The following is a 19,004-nucleotide window of genomic DNA, read 5'->3' as shown; positions in this document are numbered from 1 at the left end:
ACGGGCAAGGGGCCGTCGGCGTTCGCGCGAACGCCGCCGGCCCCTCGTACGCCCCTGGACGTCCTATGTCGCGGACGGGTCTTCCGCCTCCGGCGCCGCCCCGAACCTGCGGTCCCGCTTCGCGTACTCCAGGCATGCCTGCCACAGATTCCGGCGGTCGAAGTCCGGCCACAGAATGTCCTGGAAAACCATCTCGGCATAGGCGCTCTGCCAGATCAGGTAGTTCGAGGTCCGCTGCTCTCCGGACGGCCGCACAAAGAGATCCACATCCGGCATGTCCGGGTAGTACATGTACTTCGCGACGGTCTTCTCGTTCACCTTCGACGGGTCCAGCTTTCCGGCCCGCACATCCGCCGCGATGGCTGCCGCCGCATCGGCGATCTCGGCCCGCCCGCCGTAATTCACGCAGAAATACAGCGTCATGGCGTCATTGTTCTTGGTCTGCTCCTGGGCGACCTGGAGTTCCTGCACCACGGACTTCCACAGCTTCGGCATCCGGCCGACCCACCGGATACGAATACCCAGCGCGTCCATTTCGTCACGGCGCCGCCGGATCACATCGCGGTTGAAGTTCATCAGGAAGCGGACCTCGTCGGGCGACCGCTTCCAGTTCTCCGTCGAGAAGGCGTACAGCGAAAGATTCTTCACGCCCATTTCGATGCAGCCCTTGAGGACGTCCAGGACGACGCCCTCGCCGACCTTGTGGCCCTCGGTCCGCGGCAGCCCGCGCTCCTTGGCCCACCGGCCGTTGCCGTCCATGACGACCGCCACATGGTTCGGGACGAGCTCACCGGGGATCTTCGGCGGCCGCGCACCGGAAGGGTGCGGCTCGGGCGTCACGTACTCACGTCGATTACGGCCCAGAATCCCGCGTCGTGCCATGCGGCCCACGTCTCCTATGTGTCTTGAGGGGCGTTTTTTGTCTTGAGGGCGTTGTCGCTATTTCTCTACATACCGGAGGGAACGCAGGCCCCGCTCCAAATGCCAGTGCAGATACGCCGCGACGAGCCCGCTGCCCTCCCGGGCATGCCGGGCCTCACAGGCGTCCGCGGTCTCCCAGTCGCCGGTCAGCAGTGCGCTCAGGAGCCCGATGGCCTCAGAGGAGGGTACGACGCTCCCCGGCACTCGGCAGTCACCGCAGGTCACACCGCCCGCCCCCACGGAGAAGAACCGGTTGGGACCGGGCAGCCCGCACCGCGCACAGCTGTCGAAACTCGGCGCATAGCCGTTGACGGCGAGCGAGCGCAGCAGAAAGGCGTCCAGCACCAGATGCGGCTGGTGCTCGCCGTTGGCCAGCGTCCGCAGCCCGCCGACCAGCAGCAGGTACTGCTGCACGGCGGGCTCGCCCTCGTGGTCGGTGAACCGCTCGGCGGTCTCCAGCATGGCCGTGCCGGCCGTGTAGCGGGCGTAGTCCGTGACGATCCCGCCGCCGTACGCCGCGATCGTCTCGCTCTGCGTACACAGCGGCAGCCCGCGCCCGATCAGCTCGCTGCCGCGCGCATAGAACTGCACATCGACGTGCGAGAACGGCTCCAGCCGCGCCCCGAACTTCGACTTCGTCCGCCGCACCCCGCGAGCCACCGCACGGACCCGGCCGTGCCCCCGGGTGAGCAGCGTGATGATCCGGTCCGCCTCACCCAGCTTCTGGGTGCGCAGCACGATGCCGTCGTCGCGGAACAGACTCATGGCGCCATTCTCGCGCATCGGCGGGGGCGGGTGTCCCTCAGGCCCGCTCGCCCCGGCTGCGTGCGTTGGCGTGGGCGGTCGCGATGCTCAGCCGCTCGGTGACGGCGACCTGCGGGAGCGACGCGGGCTCGGCGAGCTCCGGCGGGGACCCGTCGAGCGCGCGGGTCAGCCGCCGGGCCACGTCCATCGTGCAGCGCCCCAGCTCCACGAGCGGCGGCAGATACCGGTGCTCGTACGAGACGGGGTCGGGGCGCAGGGAAGGCAGCACGACGCCTGCACGGGCGAGGGCTTCCCGCAGATCCGTCGTCACGGTTTCCACGTCCTTGGGCTGGTTCATGATCGTCCGCACTCTCCGTGAGGGGTTTCACTGTTCGCATTCAGAGCGTGACGGTGCGGAACTAGGCTGGGCAAGGAGGTCGGCAATACAACTGCCGTGAAGCAGAAAGGAGTTAGGTCATGGCTAACGCCTCGCGACAGGCGGCCTGGGAATATTGGGGCGCAGAGCTCAAGCGGCGCCGCGAAGAAGCCGGCTTAACCCAGGAAACATTGGGGCGACTGGTGTTCGTCTCAGGCGGCTACATCGGCCAGTTCGAGCAAGCGATCCGTAAGCCGCAGCTGGATGTGGCGCTCCGGATCGACGAAGTTCTACAAACCGACGGTTTTTTCGAGCGGACCTGGCGGAAGCTGATCGACGACCAGCGGTACCCAGATTATTTCGCGGCAGCGGCGGAGCTGGAACGGCTGGCGATGAAGATCTGCGAGTTCGCGCCCATGATCGTGCCGGGTCTGCTGCAGACACCGGCGTATGCACACGCGCTCATGGTCGCGGGTAATCCGCTTGCGACGGACGAGTACATCGAAGCGGGTGTCCGCGCCCGCCTGGACCGGGCAGTCATCCTCAAGGAAGCCGCAAGGCCCATGTATTGGGTGGTGCTGCATGAGGCCGGACTCAAGGTCCCGGTAGGCGGGGCAGCGGTCATGGCCGAGCAATTGGAGTACATCGTGCAGCTCACGCGCGAGCGCAAGATCCTGTTGCAGATCCTCCCGTTCGCCGTCGGCCCGTACCCTTCCATGGGCAAGATGTTGAAGATCATGGAGTTCGACGATGCCCCGCCAACCGCCTATACAGAGGGCGTGCATTCGGGAAATCTGCTGGATGATCCGGCCGTAGTGAAGCATGTGCAGGCGGACTACGATCTGGTGAGGGCCGCCGCGCTGTCGCCGGAGGCGTCCCTGGCCCTGATCGAATCGGCGGCGGAGGACTACAGACGATGCGCGAGTACGACCTGAGCACCGCTCGTTGGCGCAAGAGCAGCTACAGCGACGACAAAGGCGGCGACTGCATCGAGGTCGCCCACGACTTCCCCGGCGCCGCCTCCTGGCGCAAGAGCTCGTACAGCGACCACAACAACGGCGACTGCGTCGAGGTCTCCGACGCCCACCCCGGCCTCGTCCCCGTCCGCGACAGCAAGAAGCCCCACGGCCCCGCCCTGGTCTTCCCCGCCACCGGCTGGACCGCCTTCATCGAAGCCGTCAAAGGCGGGCAACTCGACGCCGCCTGACCGTCTTTCACCAGGCGTACACATCAGGCACACAAAGGCCCCGCCGTCCCACTGGATGACGGGGCCACATCACGTTATGGTCCGGGTCATCGCGGGCGGAAGACGACCTTCCGTACTTCTCAGTCCCCCCATGGGAAGTGCACCTCACGGCACGTCACCTGCCCGGTAGCATCCCGTGATGATCGGCAGCACGACGCCGTGATGGCCGGCCGACCCAGTCAGTACCCCAATTGAGGATCTCGATGACATCCATACCGGAGGCGCTGTTGTGGTGCCTCAGCGCAGGTACGGCCGCCGCCGTGGTCCTGGCGGCGCTCTCGATCCGGGCGCGCGGACAGCGCGCGGACCTGAGGTCACGCCTGTCCGCCGCTGAGGAACAGAACAGCGCCACGCTCCACAGCAATACGGAGCTGTCCGCCCGGCTGCGCGCCACCGAGGCCGAGATCCGGCACCTGGCCGGTACCCGGCTCCCCGACCTGACGCTGGCGCTGGCCCACCCCCATGTGCCCGTACCGGGGCTGCTGGACGCCCGGTTCGCCGGGACGGAGACCGACCAGGCGCTGAGCGCCGTACTGGAGCAGGTCAGCGACGCGATCACCAAGGAGCGTTCGCGCGTCGACGCGGCGGCGCAGTCCACCCTCCGCGGCGCGACCACCACCATCCAGGCACTGCTCTACCAGCTCCAGTCGGCACTGCAGGAGATGCAGCACCGCTACGACGACCCGAACGTCGCCCAGGACCTGCTGAACGCGGACTTCCTCAACGAGCAGGCCCTGCGGCGCATTCAGGCCACCGGTGTCGTCTGCGGCGCCTGGCCGGGACTGACCCGCGAGGACTCCTACCTCGCCGAGCTGGTCGTCGGCGCCACCTCCCGGCTGCGCGGCTACGAGCGGGTGCAGGTCAGCAACCAGCTGCGTGACCCGGTCGCCGTGGTCGCGCGGGCCGTGGAGCCGATCGCGATCACCGTGACCGAGCTGCTGGCCAACGCGCTGCACCACTCGCACCGTGAACTGCCCGTCACCATCACCCTCCAGCAGGGCAACCGCGGCGCCTCGGTCATCGTCGACGACTACGGCGTGGGGATGCACGACGACGAGATCAAGGCCGCGATGGAGCTGCTGTCGGGCGACGACAGCCTGCTGCTCACCCAGCTCGGTGACCCGCCGCGGTCCGGGTTCGCGGCGGCCGGCCAGCTGGTGCGCCAGTACGGCTTCGGGGTGCATGTCGAGCCCTCCCCGTACGGCGGCGTGCGTGCGGTCGTGTACATCCCGGGTGACCCCCTTCTCACCGTCCTCGACGAGAGCGCCCAGCCGATGTCCGTGATGGCCCCTCTGCCGCACCGCTCCGGGGTGCCGGACCGGTCCAGCTCCGCGCTGCCGACCGGCGCCACGACGCCGTCCCCGGCGGCCGCCGCGCCGTCCGCGCCCGCCGCGCCGTCCGCGGCCTCCTACGAGGCGCCCCAGCAGGGCGAAGGCGAGCTGCCGCGCCGGCGCCGCCGTAAGCCCGTGTCCGAACTCGATGAGAGTGCCGAGCACACCGAATCGCTTCCCCCGCGCTCCCCGGAGGAGACCGGATCCCGTTGGGCCGCGCTCCAGCGCGGTACCGAATCCGGCCGGGCAGCCGCCCAGCCCGAACCCCCTCGCAGTCCCGAAGGGAACGCTCAGTCATGAACAGCCCCACCCGCCGCCGTGTCGCCGAGGACAAGTCCTGGGTGTTGGCGCCCCTCCTGGAGTTGCCGCATGTTATTCACGCAGCCGTCATCTCCGGCGACGGATTCATCGAGGGTGCCTCGCCGGGCCTGAAGCGTGACTCCGCCGAGGGGGTCGCCGCGATGATGTCCGCGCTCCAGGGCGCGGGCCGTGCCGTGACCGCGGCGTTCGCCGAGAAGGACGACACCAGGCTGCGGCAGACCGTCATCGAGTCCGACGAGGGCTTCGTCTTTGCGATACCCGCCGGCCAGAACACCTGCCTGGCGGTCTTCGCCGGTCCGGAGGTGAACATGGGCGTCGTCGCGCACCACATGCAGATCCAGGTGACGACCCTGGGCAACAAGGTCATGAACAGCCCGGCACGGGATCTGGGTAACCCCGTATGACCCCGCGCCAGAGCAGCGGCAGGCGCCTCGTACCGGCTTATCTGGCGACCGGCGGACGCGCCCAGCCCAGCCGCAACACCCTGGAGCGGCTTTCCCTGCTGCACAGCGCGGGGATGCCGATCACCAGCGAGGTACGCCCGGAGGAGCACCGCATCCTGGAGCTGCTGCAGCCCGGGGCGCTGTCTCTGGCCGAGGTCGCCGCCCACCTTCACCTGCCGGTGAGCGTGGTGAAGGTGCTGGTGGCCGACCTTGTCGATGCCGGGCGGCTGCACGCCCGCGTTCCCATTCCCGAAGCCGAGCAATTCGACCGACAGATCCTGGAGAGGGTTCTCGATGGACTCCGCTCTCTCAAGTCCTAGCGCCGCCACCGGCGCGAGCACCGGCAGCATGTATCTCTCCGGCGAGAACCAGACACTGGTCAAGCTCCTGGTAGCGGGGCCGTTCGGAGTCGGAAAGACCACGCTCATCCGTGCGCTGTCCGAAACCCCGCCGCTGCACACCGAAGAGGTCATGACCCAGACCGGCTCGGTCGTCGACGACCTCGCCGGCGTCCGGGAGAAGACCACCACCACCGTCGCCATCGACTTCGGGCGGCTGACCCTGCCCGGGGACCTGGTGCTGTATCTGTTCGGCACGCCCGGACAGAAGCGCTTCCGTCCCCTGTGGCAGGACATCGCCCGCGGCGCGCTGGGCGCCCTGGTCCTCGCCGACACCCGCCGGCTGGCGGACTCCTTCGAGGTGATGGACATCGTCGAGGAGGCCGGGCTGCGCTATGCCGTGGCGGTCAACACCTTCCCCGACGCGCCCCAGTACGACGTCGACAAGCTCCGCGAGGCGCTCGATCTGCACCCCGAGACGCCGCTGGTGCTCTGCGATGCCCGCGACCGGGAGCAGTCCGTCGATGCGCTGATCGCGCTCGTCGGGCACGTCCTGGCCCACACCCCCGAGGAGAACCCGAACCCGTGACTTCCCCGCACCAGCCGGGAGCCGCACCGCCACCGGGCTGCCCGGCGCACGCCGCCGCCCCGTACCAGCAGGTGCCGGACCGGCCCGACGCACAGACGCCGGTGAAGCTCTACGGACCGGACTTCGCCGCCGACCCCCGCCGCATCTACGCCCAGCTGCGGCAGTACGGTGCGCTCGCGCCGGTCGAGATCGCGCCGGAGGTGACCGCGATGCTGGTCACCGACTACCGGGCGGCGCTGGACCTGCTGCACGACGACACCACCTGGTCCAAGGACTCGCGGGAGTGGATGACCACCGTCCCGCCGGACTCGCCGGTCATGCCGATGCTGATGTGGCGCCCCAACATCTTCTACGCCGACGGGCCGGCGCACGTCCGCTACCGGGACGTCGTCGTCGACAGCTTCAAACTGGTCGAGCCGCACGAGCTGCGCGCCCGTGTCCACCACGCCGCGGACACCCTGATCCAGCGCTTCGGCGCCCACGGCGAGGTCGACCTGATCGCCGACTACGCGCGGCTGATCCCGCTGCTGATGTTCAACAACCTCTTCGGGCTGCCGGATTCCTACAGCGACCGGCTCATCGCGGCCATCGGGGGCATGCTGGACGGCAACTCCCCCGAGGAGGCGGCGGCGGCCAACGAGGCGTACACCAGCTACATCATGGAGCTGGTCGGCTCGAAGAAGACCGAGCGCGGACTGGACCTGACCTCCTGGTTCATGGACCACCCCAACGCGCTGAACGACGAGGAGCTGATCCACAACATCATCCTCACGATGGGCGCGGGCAATGAACCGCTCGCCAACCTCATCGGCAACGCACTGGCGCGGATGCTCTCCGACGACCGTTACTACAACACCCTGTCCGGCGGCGCGCTGACCGCGCACGACGCGATCAACGAGGTGCTGTGGAACGACCCGCCGCTGACCAACTACTCCGCCCACTTCCCCGTCCGTGATGTCTTCTTCCACGGCACCTGGGTGCGCAAGGGACAGCTGGTGATGGTGTCGTACGCGGCCGCCAACAGCCAGTTCGACACCACCGGACAGACGGGTCCCGGCTCGGGCGGCGGCTCACACCTCTCGTGGGCGGCCGGCCCGCACGCCTGCCCCGTCAAGCGGCATGCGCTGCTGATCGCCACCACCGCCATCGAGCGGCTCACCGCGTGGCTCTCCGACATCGAACTCGCCGTGGACGCCTCCACGTTGCAGTGGCGCAACGGTGCCTTCCACCGTGCCCTGGTGGCACTCCCGTCCCGCTTCACCCCCATCACCCCCGACCAGGCAGGAGCAACTCCATGGCACAACAGGGACAGCAGCCCTACGTCATCGACCCGGTCGGAAGCGACATCCACGGAGAGGCGGCCCGCCTCCGCGCGCTAGGCCCGGCGACCCGGACCGAGCTCCCCGGCGGCATCGAGGCCTGGTCGGTCACCAGCCACACCCTCCTCAAGCAGCTGCTGACCGACGACCGGGTGTCCAAGAACCCCCGGGAGCACTGGCCCCTGTGGCAGCGCGACGAGATCCGCGGCAGCTGGCTGCAGTCCTGGATCGGCGTCACGAACATGTTCACCGCGTACGGCGCCGACCACCGGCGGCTGCGCAAGCTGATCGCCCCGGCGTTCACGGCCCGCCGCACCGACGCCATGCTCCCGCGCGTGGAGGCCATCACCACGGCCCTCCTGGACGACCTGGCCGCACACCCCGCGGGCGAACCCGTGGACCTGCGCGCCCGCTTCAACCATCCGCTGCCCATGCAGGTCATCTGCGAGCTGTTCGGCTTCCCGGAGGGCGAGCAGCGCGCCGAACTCGCCCGCCTCGTCGCGGCCATCATGGACACCACAGCCACCCCGGAGCAGGCCGGCGCCACCGCCGCGGCCGTTTATGCGCTGCTGTCCGGCCTGGTCGCCGACAAGCGCGAGCACCCGGCCGACGACCTGACGAGCCTCCTGGTGGCCGCGCGGGACGACGAGGGCCAGCGGATGACCGAGCAGGAGCTGCTCGACACCCTCCTCCTCGTCATCGGCGCCGGCCACGAGACCACCGTCGACCTCCTCGGCAACGCCGTGCACGCCCTGCTCACCCACCCCGAGCAGCTCAAGCTGGTGCTGTCGGGCGAGGTGCCCTGGAACGACGTGATCGAGGAGACGCTGCGCTGGGCCCCCAGCATCGCCGCTCTCCCGCTCCGCTTCGCCGTGGCGGACATCGAGATTCCGGACGGCCCCACCATCCGCAAGGGCGAGGCGATCCTCCCGGCGTACGCCGCGGCCGGCCGTGACCCCGCCTTCCACGGCGAGACTGCCGACGGCTTCGACATCCGGCGCGACCGCCAGGAGCACCTCGCCTTCGGCCACGGCGTCCACCACTGCCTGGGCGCCCCGCTGGCCCGTATGGAGGCCCGGATCGCCCTCCCGGCCCTCTTCGCCCGCTTCCCCGGTCTCCAACTGGCCGTACCGGCAGAGGAGTTGGAGCCGACGGGCGGCTTCATCTCGGGCGGTCTGCACAGCCTGCCGGTGCGTCTGACGTCGGGCTGAACCGCCCGGCGCTCGCGGTACCCGACCCCGTCACCCTGCTGTGGTGGCGGGGTCTTTCCAATGCCCGGACAGTCCGCGCCGGTCACGTACGTGGCGGTGGGTCCAGCCGGCCGGCCCGCCGCCTCAGGACGGGGTGCGCGCCGCCGCCAGCAGCCGGTTCGTGTCGGCGGGGCGGATCATGAGGGCGCTGCCGACCGTGCTCAGCACCTCGCGCTCCGCGGGCGTGTAGGAGCCGTCGGCGAGGGCGATACGGGCGCCCTGGAGGAGGATCGCTTCCCGGCCTGCGGGGGCGAGGTGCGGGGCGAGCGGTTCCAGCGACTCATGGAGCTCTATGGCCAGCGCGGTACCGCACGGGTCCAGGCCCTGGTGGCCGCAGTGACCGCCGGTCACCGCGTCGTAGGTGCCGGTCAGCCGGCCGGTGTCGGCGGCGAGGGCGGCGAGCAGGGTCAGCAGTTCGTCCTCGCAGCAGTCCGCGAAGCCGGCCGCACGGACCGTGTCGACGGCGGTGTCGCGGACCGCGCGGGAGGAGGTGCCCCCGGCGGCCAGCAGCGCCAGGGTGACGGTGTGGACGGCGTCCCTGAGCATCGCGGAGAAGCGGACGGTGGTGGGGTGGTCGAGGGCGTCCGGGCCGAAGTGGCCGTGACAGGCGGAGCACTCCAGGACCGGGCCGGTGGCGCCGCGGGGCAGGAGCGGGACGCCGAGGACGGTGAGACGGCGGCGGCCGGTCCTGCGGAGGTAGTTGCGGTCCCCGCCGCAGTCCGGGCAGAAGAACTCGCCATCGGCGACGGTGCGCCAGGACGTGCACACGCCCATCACACACATCTTGTGCCTCACGTCGGCCCTCCGTAACAACTCGCCCTCAGCCCTCAAGGCGCGGGAGGTACCCCCATGGCCCCGTCGCCGTGTTGGACGTGATGTTAGCCACATACGTGATGTGACGTCAGCACCTCGTACCGGACAACTGGCCGGATGACGAAGACCTCTGCCCCTCCGGAGGGAGGGACAGAGGCCTGTGGACGCCGTGAACAGCGTGGCTAGGAGGAGGCGGGCGGTGGGTGAGGCGGCTGCGGGTCCCGGTCGTGCCGGGGGCCTGGCTTGGCCAAAACGGTGAGGGTGCGGCCGGATCGCACCGGGATCATCGTCACCCCATCGAGGTCATCAGCGCCCGGGTCACCTGTCGTGACTGGCTGTCCAGGCCGCGGGCGTTGGGGTGGACGAAGGTGCAGGCCTCGCCGGAGCCGGGGATGGACTTGCACAGTTCCGACGGCGCGTCGGTCTGGTCGCCGTCACCGGTGAGGTTGTCCCGGACGCCGTACATCCATTTCGCGTCCCCGCTCTGGCACACCCCGTGGTTCACGCTGGGCCCGTAGGTGTCGACGTAGAGCGCGGCGTGCTCGTCGGCGTGCCGGTGGAGCAGCCCGTTCAGCTGCTTTTCGAGCCCGTCCAGCCAGGGCATGTCGCCCTTCTTGACGCTGCCGAGCTGGTTCCAGTGCAGGAACGAACAGCCGGAGCCGTCCGGGACGATGGCGGGGTAGCCGACGACGGCGACCCGCGCATGCGGTGCGCGGCGGTGGATCGCCGTCATCATGTGGCCGAGGTCGGCGTCGAGCTGCGCGAACCGCTCGTTCAGCCAGCTCGCTCCCGCACCGCCGCCGGTGTAGTAGTTGGTGCAGGGCTTGAGCTGCAGGGGCTTGGTGATGCCCAGTTCGAGGCATTTGCTCACGATGGAGCCGAAACCGAGGGAGTTGCCGCCGATGCCGACGGTCACGTAGTCGGTGTCGGGGGACAACGCGTCGAGCTGCGGGGGCAGATCGGACCAGCCGCCCTCGGGCGGGACCGACGGCGGTCCGTAGATCTTGGACGCCGGCTGGGGCCCCAGGACCCCGTCGACCACCTCGGCGGCCCCGCAGGTCACATCCCTCAGATGGAAGCCCAGCTGCCCGGCGACCTGGTGCGGATAGTTGCGCGCGGAGCGCCCGCAGCCGTCGTGCGACTCCCAGGGGCGGACGAACACCCCGGCGCTGTACGAGTCCCCGAGCGCCACGTACTCCGGACGGTCCGCCGCGTCGGCCGGTGCGCCGGAGGCCGCCGGGGCGAAGGCGGAAGCCACCACGGCCAGCGAGGCGGCCGCCGCGACCAGAAGCCGGGAGAGTGCGGGCATGCCATTTCTGCTCATCTGCACGTCCTTGGTGTCCGGCGTCGCGGCCTGTCCGACGAGCGCCGATCGCCAAACGTACTGATCCACTTACTTACTGTGATCTGCCAGGAATCCAAACCCCACCTTCAGGTGGCGGGGTCGCACAACGGCGCCCCCGCCGCTCGGTGAGAGCGACGGGGGCGCGCGAAGGACGGTGCGACTGCCGGGTCAGCGGCCCGCGCGGTTCACGGCGGAGACGACGGCCTTCAGCGAGGCGCGCGTGGTGTTCGCGTCGATGCCGATGCCCCACAGCACCTTGTCGCCGATCGCACACTCGATGTACGAGGCGGCCAGCGCGGAGGCGCCCTCGCTCATGGTGTGCTCCTGGTAGTCCAGCAGCCGCGCGTCGACGCCGATGCCCTGCAGCGCCTGGAAGAACGCGGAGATCGGGCCGTTGCCGGTGCCGACCAGCACCGTTTCCGCACCGTCCACCTCGGCCTCGACGGTGAGGGTGTCGATGCCGTCCTTGTCGGTGGTGGTCTGGCCGTTCTTGACCTGGATACGGCCCCACGGGTTCTCGGGGTTGGGCAGGTACTCGTCCTGGAAGGCGGACCAGATGGCGGTGGGCGTGATCTCGCCGCCCTCGGCGTCGGTCTTCCCCTGGATGATCCGGGAGAACTCGATCTGCATCCGGCGCGGCAGTTCCAGCTTGTGGTCGTTCTTCAGGACGTAGGCGATACCGCCCTTGCCCGACTGCGAGTTGACGCGGATGACGGCCTCGTAGGAACGGCCGACGTCCTTCGGGTCGATGGGCAGGTACGGGACCGCCCACTCGATGTCGTCCACGGTCTTGCCGGCGGCGGTGGCCTCGGCCTCCATGGCGTCGAAGCCCTTCTTGATGGCGTCCTGGTGGGAGCCGGAGAAGGCGGTGTAGACCAGATCGCCCGCGTAGGGGTGGCGCGGGTGGATCTCCATCTGATTGCAGTACTCGCTGGTGCGACGGATCTCGTCGATCTGCGAGAAGTCGATCTGCGGGTCGACGCCCTGGGAGAACAGGTTCATGCCCAGCGTCACCAGGTCGACGTTGCCGGTGCGCTCGCCCTGCCCGAACAGACAGCCCTCGATGCGGTCGGCGCCCGCCATGATCGCCAGCTCGGCGGCGGCGACGGCGGTGCCCCGGTCGTTGTGCGGGTGTACGGACAGGCATACGTGCTCGCGCCGGGACAGGTTGCGCGCCATCCACTCGAAGCGGTCGGCGTGCGTGGACGGCGTGGAACGCTCGACGGTGGCGGGCAGGTTCAGGATGATCTCGCGGCCCTCCTCGGGCTGCCAGACGTCGCAGACCGCCTCACAGACCTCCAGCGCGAAGTCCAGCTCGGTGTCGGTGAAGATCTCCGGGCTGTACTGGTAGCCGAAGATCGTCTCGTCCCCGAGGATCTTGTCGGCGTACTCCATGACCAGCCGGGTGCCGTCCACGGCGATCTGCTTGACCTGCTCCTTCGAGCCGCGGAAGACGACCCGGCGGAAGGTCGGCGCGGTGGCGTTGTACAGGTGCACCGTGGCGCGGTGGGCGCCGCGCAGAGACTCGACGGTGCGCTCGATCAGTTCCTCGCGGGCCTGCGTCAGGACGGAGATCGTCACGTCCTCGGGGATCGCGCCCTCTTCGATGATGGAGCGGACGAACGCGAAGTCCGTCTCACCGGAGGACGGGAAACCGACCTCGATCTCCTTGTAGCCCATGCGCACCAGCAGATCGAACATCTCGCGCTTGCGGGCCGGCGACATCGGGTCGATCAGTGCCTGGTTGCCGTCCCGCAGGTCGGTCGAGAGCCAGCGGGGCGCGACGGTGATGCGGTTGTCCGGCCACGTCCGGTCGGGGATGTCGACGGCTTCGTAACGGCCGTACCTGTGGACGGGCATCCCGGAGGGCCGCTGCAGCTGCGTCGCGTTGGTGACCGGGGTGGGCCGGGCGACGGCATTGCCTGCGGGGCTCGACGGATTCGTCATGGTGCGTGGGGCTCCTCGTATGTCCGCTGGGGGTCCCCCTGCTCCTCGGGAGTCAGGGAGAGGCCGACGGGGCGAAAAGATCGCAACACCGAACTCCGCGGGGAGGGGGTCGGCCTACGACTACAGGCCCTCGCCGCGGCAGCTAAGGAGAAGCAGCCCGAAACGCATGATGCACAGCACCCTAGCCGAGGTTCGCCCTGTGTGGCGGTCGCGTATCAGTATGCGGGATCGGACGCGCGTTGTTCCCCAAATGCGACCAACCACACTTTTTCGGGAATTTCGGCCTCAGGCAGTGACAGCTGCGTTACACAGTGCCACCGTTTGTCCATGGACCTCAACGACGCGCAGTCAGATCCCGCCACCTGCCACACGCCCGTCTTCTGCACGATCATCCCGCCGCACATCCTCGACAACCTGGCGCAGTCCGACGACCCGGCCCGGCACGAGCCCGCCCGCCGCACCCTGGAGCACGACCACGCACGGCGCGCCCAGCGCCGCGAGATCGCCGCCCGCGACCTCACCCCCGGTGAGCCCGACGCCGCCGCCGACAAGCCGAAGCGCACCATCTACGACGCCCGTCACCAGGAGGACCTGCCCGGTCACAAGGTGCACGCGGAATCGGACGGCCCCGCCAAGGACGTCTCCGTCAACCGCGCCCAGGCCGGTCTCGGCGCCACCTTCGAGCTCTACCTCAAGATCTACGGCCGCAAGTCCATCGACGGCGCCGGCCTGCCGCTCAACGCGACCGTCCACTATGGCCGGAAGTACGACAACGCCTTCTGGGACGGCGAGCGGATGGTCTTCGGCGACGGCGACAACGACCTGTTCAAGGACTTCACCATCCCCGTCGACGTCATCGGCCACGAACTCACCCACGGCGTCACGCAGTACACCGCCAACCTCACCTACGAGGGCCAGCCCGGCGCCCTGAACGAGTCCGTCTCCGACGTCTTCGGCGTGCTGATCAAGCAGTACGCCCTCGGCCACACCGCCGACCAGGCCGACTGGCTGATCGGCGCCGACCTCCTCGGCCCGAACGTCACCGGCAAGGCGCTGCGCTCGATGAAGGCCCCGGGCACCGCGTACGACGACGACGTCCTGGGCAAGGACCCGCAGCCCGCCACGATGAAGGGCTATGTCCGCACGACCGACGACAACGGCGGCGTCCACATCAACTCCGGTATCCCCAACCACGCTTTCTACCTGGCCGCCACCGCGCTCGGCGGCAAGGCCTGGGAGCGGGCGGGGCAGGTCTGGTACGACGTCCTGACCGGCGGCAAGCTCGCCAAGGACGCGCAGTTCGCCGACTTCGCCGCCCTCACCATCAAGGCCGCCCAGGCCCGCTTCGGCGCCGGCGCCGAGCACGAGGCGATGGTCAAGGCCTGGACGCAGGTCGGTGTGACGCCGAAGTAGCGGCGCCACGAGGTCCGCGGTGCGGGTGGCGCCGGCAGGCACGCCCGCCCCGCGCACGGTAAGCGTGGCCGTACGGGGTAGGAGTCCGTCGGAGGACGTCGGAGGAGTCCGTTATGCGTATTCACATTCACCGCACCGGCGGCTTTGCGGGCGTGGACCGCCGCGCCGAGGTCGACACCTCGGGCCGCCCTGACGCCGGCGACTGGCAGTCCCTCGCCGAACAGGCCGTCGCCACCGCCCGCACCGAGCCCCCCGTCGGAGTGCCGGACGGCTTCAGCTACCAGATCACGGTCGACGGCCGGACGGTGTACTGCTCCGATCCGCGGCTCACGGACGAGCAGCGCACGCTGATCACCAAGGTGATGAAGGAAGGGGCGTAGGGGCCGGGGCGCCACCGCGCCCCCGCACCCTGCGGGGGCCGGGATCGCGTCACGCCCCAACTGCCCGTCCCTGACCGCCTCTTGACAGTGTTACCGGCGGTTTGGAAGATCCGGCCCATGACAACGGTGCCGGTCTCCCCCACGTCCCTGCCCCGCTTCCCCCGTGACTTCATGTGGGGGGTGTCCACCTCCGCCGCACAGATCGAGGGAGCGGTGGCGGAAGACGGGCGGGGGCGGTCCGTATGGGACGTCTTCGCTGCGGAGGCGGGGCGGATCAAGGACGGGTCGGATGCCCGGGTGGCGACCGATCACTACCACCGGTACCGGGAGGACGTCGGGCTGCTCAAGGAGCTCGGGGTCGGGGCGTACCGGTTCTCGGTGGCCTGGCCGCGGGTGGTGCCGGACGGGGACGGGGCGGTCAACGGGGCCGGGCTGGACTTCTACGACCGGCTGGTGGACGCGTTGCTGGCCGCGGGGGTCGCACCGGTGCCGACGCTCTTCCACTGGGACACACCGCAGGCGCTGGAAGAGCGGGGCGGATGGCTCCGGCGGGAGACCGCTGAGCGCTTCGCGGCGTATGCGGACGTGGTGGCGGGGCGGCTCGGGGACCGGGTGGAGCGGTGGATCACGCTCAACGAGCCCGCCGAGGTGACGCTGCTCGGTTACGGGCTGGGACAGCATGCGCCGGGCCGGCAGCTGCTGTTCGAGGCACTGCCTGCGGCGCACCACCAGCTGCTGGGGCACGGGCTGGCCGTGCAGGCGCTGCGGGCCCGCGGGGCGCGGAGTGTCGGGATCGCCAATTCCCACGGTCCGACCTGGCCGGCGAGCGCGTCGGAGGCGGACACCGCGGCGGCCGGTCTGTACGACCTGCTGCTCAACCGGCTGTTCGTGGAGCCGGTGGTGCTGGGGCGGTATCCGGACGAGGAGCTGGCGGCGCTGCTGCCGGGGCCGGTCGCGGAGGATCTGAAGGTCATCTCGCAGCCGTTGGACTGGTACGGGATCAACTACTACCAGCCGACGCTGGTGGGCGCCCCGGAGGCGGACGGTGCCGGGGCGGCCGACTTCGGCGGGATCCGGCTGCCGCCTGAACTGCCCTTCGCGCCGCGGGAGATCGAGGGTTATCCACGGACCGACTTCGGCTGGCCGGTGGTGCCGGAGGCGCTGACCGAGCTGCTGGTGTCGTTCCGGGAGCGGTACGGGGACCGGCTGCCGCCCGTCGTGATCACCGAGAACGGATGCTCGTACGAGGGGACCGAGGACGGGGAGCGGATCGCGTTCCTGGACGGTCATCTGCGGGCGCTGCACGCGGCGATGGCGGCCGGGGTCGATGTCCGCGGGTACTTCGTGTGGTCGCTGATGGACAACTTCGAGTGGGCGGAGGGGTACGCCCGGCGGTTCGGACTGGTGCATGTCGACTACGCGACCTTGGCGCGGACGCCCAAGGCCTCGTACCACTGGCTGCGGGATGTGCTGCGGGAGCAGGCCCGGGGATGAGCGGTCCGGCTCCCGAGGCGCTTGCGGAGCCGTCGGAGAAGGTCGGGCGGGCGTGGACCGCCGCGCTGTCGCTGGCCAACGGGGCGATCTGGGCGGGGTGGTACGGGCCGCTGCAGATACTGCTCGCGCTGCAGGCCGCGGAGCTTGCGCCGCCGGGGGTATCGAAGGAGTCGGTGCTGGCGTGGGTGACGGGGGTGGGGGCCGCCGTCTCGATGGTGTCCAACCCGCTGTTCGGGGCCTTGTCGGACCGTACGGCCTCGCGGTTCGGGCGCCGTACGCCGTGGATCGTCGCGGGGGTGGCGGGCGGGGCCGGTGCGCTGGTGCTGCTGGCCGGGGCGGGCACGGTGCCCGTGATGGCGCTGGGGTGGTGTCTGGTGCAGCTCACCCTCAATGCGGCGTTCGCGGCGATCACGGCGGCGGTGCCCGACCGGGTGCCGCACCGGCAGCGCGGGGCGGTGGGCGGCTGGCTGGGTGCCGCGCAGATCCTGGGCGTGGTGGCCGGTACGGGCCTGGCGACGGCCGCGGGCGGGGTGACCGCGGGCTATCTCGCCTGCGCCGGTTTCGCGGTGCTGGGCACCCTTCCGTATGTGCTGCTGCACCGGGACCCGGTGCTGCCGGCCGAGCAGCGCCCGGCGCTGAGCGTGCGGGTCCTGGTCGCCGGGTTCTGGATCAGTCCGCGCCGCCATCCGGATCTGGGGTGGGCCTGGCTGACCCGGTTCCTGATCAACCTCGGCAATGCGCTGGCCCTGCTGTACCTGCTGTACTACCTGCGCGATGTGCTGCACCGGCCGGACCCGGGTGGCGGGGTGCTGGTGCTGACCGCGGTCAATGGCGTGACCTTGCTGGGCACCGTCGTCGTCGGGGGATTCTGGTCGGACCGGGTCGGGCGGCGGCAGCCGTTCGTGCTGTGGTCCGGGGTGATCATGACGGTGGCGACCGGGCTGCTGGCCGGGTGGCAGACCTGGGCGGGTGCGCTGTGTGCCGCGGCGCTGCTCGGGGTGGGGTTCGGCGTCTTCACCGCCGTCGACTTCGCGCTGATGACGGATGTGCTGCCGGCCGCCGCGCACCGCGGCAAGGACATGGGCGTCATCAATATCGCCAACTCGCTGCCGCAGGTGGCCGCCCCTGCGCTGGCCGCGCCGCTCGTGCATCACCTCGGCGGCTACCGGATGCTGTACGCCGTCGCGGCGGCGGTCGGGCTGGTGGGGGCGCTGCTGGTGCGCAGGATCCGGGGCGTGGCGTAAGGGCCGCACCGCCCGTCCGGCCCCGGGAGCCGGGCCGGGCTCAGAAGCCCAGTTTGCGCAGCTGCTTCGGGTCGCGCTGCCAGTCCTTGGCGACCTTGACGTGCAGATCCAGGTAGACCGGCGTACCGAGCAGTGCCTCGATGTGCTTTCGCGACTTCGTGCCGACCTCCTTCAGGCGCTTGCCCTTGGGGCCGATGATGATCCCCTTCTGGCTGGGGCGCTCGATGTAGACATTCGCGTGGATGTCGAGGAGGGGCTTGTCGGCGGGGCGGTCCTCGCGCGGGAGCATCTCCTCGACGACCACCGCGATGGAGTGCGGCAGCTCGTCGCGGACGCCCTCCAGCGCGGCCTCGCGGATCAGCTCGGCGACCATGACCTGCTCGGGCTCGTCGGTGAGATCGCCCTCGGGGTAGAGCGGCGGGCTCTCGGGGAGCATCGGCACGAGGAGGTCGGCGAGGAGCGACACCTGGGTGTCGCCGACCGCCGAGACCGGGATGATCTCGGCCCACTCGATGCCCAGCTCCTGGCCGAGCTGGTCGACGGCGATCAGCTGGGCGGCCAGCGCCTTGGAGTCGACCAGGTCGGTCTTGGTGATGATGGCGACCTTGGGGGTCTTCTTGATGCCGGCCAGCTCGTTCGCGATATAGCGGTCGCCGGGGCCGAGCTTCTGGTCGGCGGGCAGACAGAAGCCGATGACGTCCACCTCGGACCAGGTGGTCCGTACGACGTCGTTCAGCCGCTCACCGAGCAGCGTGCGCGGCTTGTGCAGACCGGGGGTGTCGACGAGGACCAGCTGCGCCTCGGGGCGGTGCACGATGCCGCGGACCGTGTGGCGGGTGGTCTGCGGGCGGGTGGAGGTGATGGCCACCTTCGTGCCGACGAGAGCGTTCGTGAGGGTGGACTTGCCCGCGTTGGGGCGACCGACGAAGCAGGCGAAGCCCGCGCGGTGCGCGGCGGAGGACTCTGTACGAACGCTCATGGCGCCCATTCTCCCCGATGCCGGGCGCGGCTCCGACCACCCGCCCCTGGCGGCCGGTATTGGGGCGGCTCGGAACGGGGCGGCCGGTGGGCCGCCCCGTACGCCGTCGTACGGCTCGGCGCGCGCTCAGGCCTGTGTGTCGCCCGCCGGGACGGCGCTGCGCAGGGCGCCGTCGAGGCCGGCGACCAGGACAGGGGTCGCGGGCCCGCCGAGGTCCCGTACGGCCGCGCGGTCCGCGTCGGTGGCGCGCTCGGCGTCGGTGACCACGGCCGCGGCCTCCAGGGACGTGGCGCCGCTGGCGACGGCCATGGCGACGGCCGTCTGCAGCGCACTGAGCTGCAGCGAGTCCAGGGCGACGGTGCCGGCGACATAGGTGCGGCCGGTCTCGTCGCGGACGGCTGCGCCCTCGGCCACGCCGTTACGGGCCCGCGCCGAGCGGGCGAGCGTGATGATCTTGCGGTCTTCCGGGTCCAGCGGTGCGGCTTCGCTCATACGGGCGAGCATATGCGGG

General features: G+C 70.2%; 20 protein-coding genes. 12 read left to right on the top strand and 8 right to left on the bottom strand.

Annotated features, from left to right (window positions below; translation table 11 throughout):
- Positions 1-63: 63 nt before the first annotated feature.
- From ACGFWI_RS10415 to ACGFWI_RS10405, 3 genes are read right to left on the bottom strand one after another with little or no spacing between them, the layout of a single operon-like run.
- Positions 64-882 (bottom strand): isoprenyl transferase, encoded by an 819-nt coding sequence (locus ACGFWI_RS10415; RefSeq protein WP_393905528.1) that lies wholly within the window; start codon positions 880-882, stop codon positions 64-66.
- A 57-nt stretch (positions 883-939) separates the two neighbouring features.
- Positions 940-1,686, bottom strand: a complete 747-nt coding sequence (gene recO / locus ACGFWI_RS10410) for a DNA repair protein RecO (protein WP_393905527.1) — start codon at positions 1,684-1,686, stop codon at positions 940-942.
- Between the two features lie 37 nt (positions 1,687-1,723).
- On the bottom strand, positions 1,724-2,023 hold the full coding sequence (locus ACGFWI_RS10405) for a hypothetical protein (RefSeq protein ID WP_393905526.1): 300 nt from the start codon (positions 2,021-2,023) through the stop codon (positions 1,724-1,726).
- Between the two features lie 119 nt (positions 2,024-2,142).
- Here ACGFWI_RS10405 and ACGFWI_RS10400 point away from each other — a divergent pair, with 119 nt between their 5' ends.
- The 8 genes from ACGFWI_RS10400 (at position 2,143) to ACGFWI_RS10365 (ending at position 8,839) form a co-directional block, all read left to right on the top strand.
- Positions 2,143-2,976 (top strand): helix-turn-helix domain-containing protein, encoded by an 834-nt coding sequence (locus ACGFWI_RS10400; protein ID WP_393905525.1) that lies wholly within the window; start codon positions 2,143-2,145, stop codon positions 2,974-2,976.
- Positions 2,958-3,248, top strand: a complete 291-nt coding sequence (locus ACGFWI_RS10395; RefSeq protein ID WP_393905524.1) for a DUF397 domain-containing protein — start codon at positions 2,958-2,960, stop codon at positions 3,246-3,248. Before ACGFWI_RS10400 ends, ACGFWI_RS10395 begins: the two co-directional genes overlap by 19 nt.
- A gap of 242 nt (positions 3,249-3,490) precedes the next feature.
- Complete coding sequence (locus tag ACGFWI_RS10390) at positions 3,491-4,918, top strand: ATP-binding protein (protein ID WP_393905523.1); 1,428 nt, start codon at positions 3,491-3,493, stop codon at positions 4,916-4,918.
- Positions 4,915-5,343: a roadblock/LC7 domain-containing protein gene (locus tag ACGFWI_RS10385; protein ID WP_393905522.1), complete on the top strand. Its 429-nt coding sequence runs from the start codon at positions 4,915-4,917 to the stop codon at positions 5,341-5,343. The genes ACGFWI_RS10390 and ACGFWI_RS10385 overlap by 4 nt, the downstream gene beginning before the upstream one ends.
- A complete protein-coding gene (locus tag ACGFWI_RS10380; RefSeq protein ID WP_393905521.1) occupies positions 5,340-5,702 on the top strand; it encodes a DUF742 domain-containing protein in 363 nt (120 codons plus the stop codon). The genes ACGFWI_RS10385 and ACGFWI_RS10380 overlap by 4 nt, the downstream gene beginning before the upstream one ends.
- A 28-nt stretch (positions 5,703-5,730) precedes the next feature.
- Entirely contained in the window at positions 5,731-6,309 is a 579-nt protein-coding gene (locus tag ACGFWI_RS10375; RefSeq protein ID WP_393905718.1) for an ATP/GTP-binding protein, read from the top strand.
- Positions 6,306-7,688, top strand: coding sequence for a cytochrome P450 (locus ACGFWI_RS10370; RefSeq protein ID WP_393905520.1), 1,383 nt, complete (start codon positions 6,306-6,308; stop codon positions 7,686-7,688). Before ACGFWI_RS10375 ends, ACGFWI_RS10370 begins: the two co-directional genes overlap by 4 nt.
- Positions 7,604-8,839: a cytochrome P450 gene (locus ACGFWI_RS10365; RefSeq protein WP_393905519.1), complete on the top strand. Its 1,236-nt coding sequence runs from the start codon at positions 7,604-7,606 to the stop codon at positions 8,837-8,839. The genes ACGFWI_RS10370 and ACGFWI_RS10365 overlap by 85 nt, the downstream gene beginning before the upstream one ends.
- Before the next feature lie 123 nt (positions 8,840-8,962).
- On the opposite strand, the gene ACGFWI_RS10360 is transcribed toward ACGFWI_RS10365, so the two are convergent.
- The 3 genes from ACGFWI_RS10360 to leuA all read right to left on the bottom strand — a co-directional run bounded on the left by ACGFWI_RS10360 (position 8,963) and on the right by leuA (position 12,983).
- Entirely contained in the window at positions 8,963-9,661 is a 699-nt protein-coding gene (locus ACGFWI_RS10360; protein WP_393905717.1) for a TerB family tellurite resistance protein, read from the bottom strand.
- A gap of 319 nt (positions 9,662-9,980) precedes the next feature.
- On the bottom strand, positions 9,981-11,084 hold the full coding sequence (locus ACGFWI_RS10355; protein WP_393905518.1) for an SGNH/GDSL hydrolase family protein: 1,104 nt from the start codon (positions 11,082-11,084) through the stop codon (positions 9,981-9,983).
- A gap of 120 nt (positions 11,085-11,204) precedes the next feature.
- Positions 11,205-12,983 (bottom strand): 2-isopropylmalate synthase, encoded by a 1,779-nt coding sequence (gene leuA, locus ACGFWI_RS10350; protein ID WP_393905517.1) that lies wholly within the window; start codon positions 12,981-12,983, stop codon positions 11,205-11,207.
- A 327-nt stretch (positions 12,984-13,310) separates the two neighbouring features.
- Between leuA and ACGFWI_RS10345 the strand changes: the two genes are divergently transcribed.
- The 4 genes from ACGFWI_RS10345 (at position 13,311) to ACGFWI_RS10330 (ending at position 17,514) form a co-directional block, all read left to right on the top strand.
- Positions 13,311-14,396: a M4 family metallopeptidase gene (locus tag ACGFWI_RS10345; protein ID WP_393905516.1), complete on the top strand. Its 1,086-nt coding sequence runs from the start codon at positions 13,311-13,313 to the stop codon at positions 14,394-14,396.
- A 113-nt stretch (positions 14,397-14,509) separates the two neighbouring features.
- Positions 14,510-14,776 (top strand): protealysin inhibitor emfourin, encoded by a 267-nt coding sequence (locus ACGFWI_RS10340; RefSeq protein ID WP_393905515.1) that lies wholly within the window; start codon positions 14,510-14,512, stop codon positions 14,774-14,776.
- A gap of 117 nt (positions 14,777-14,893) precedes the next feature.
- Positions 14,894-16,270 (top strand): GH1 family beta-glucosidase, encoded by a 1,377-nt coding sequence (locus tag ACGFWI_RS10335; protein WP_393905514.1) that lies wholly within the window; start codon positions 14,894-14,896, stop codon positions 16,268-16,270.
- On the top strand, positions 16,267-17,514 hold the full coding sequence (locus tag ACGFWI_RS10330) for an MFS transporter (protein WP_393905513.1): 1,248 nt from the start codon (positions 16,267-16,269) through the stop codon (positions 17,512-17,514). Before ACGFWI_RS10335 ends, ACGFWI_RS10330 begins: the two co-directional genes overlap by 4 nt.
- A gap of 40 nt (positions 17,515-17,554) precedes the next feature.
- Here ACGFWI_RS10330 and era read toward each other — a convergent pair whose 3' ends face one another.
- Both era and ACGFWI_RS10320 read right to left on the bottom strand, forming a co-directional pair.
- Complete coding sequence (gene era, locus ACGFWI_RS10325) at positions 17,555-18,502, bottom strand: GTPase Era (protein WP_393905512.1); 948 nt, start codon at positions 18,500-18,502, stop codon at positions 17,555-17,557.
- A 117-nt stretch (positions 18,503-18,619) separates the two neighbouring features.
- Positions 18,620-18,985 carry a cytidine deaminase gene (locus ACGFWI_RS10320; protein WP_393905511.1) on the bottom strand — a complete coding sequence of 122 codons (366 nt, stop codon included), beginning with the start codon at positions 18,983-18,985 and terminating at the stop codon, positions 18,620-18,622.
- Between the last annotated feature and the right edge of the window lie 19 nt (positions 18,986-19,004).

The organism is Streptomyces sp. NPDC048434 (assembly GCF_043200375.1).
Taxonomy (GTDB): Bacteria; Actinomycetota; Actinomycetes; order Streptomycetales; family Streptomycetaceae; genus Streptomyces.
Note: the sequence above shows the minus strand (reverse complement) of the source record. Positions and strands in the feature narration are given on the sequence as shown.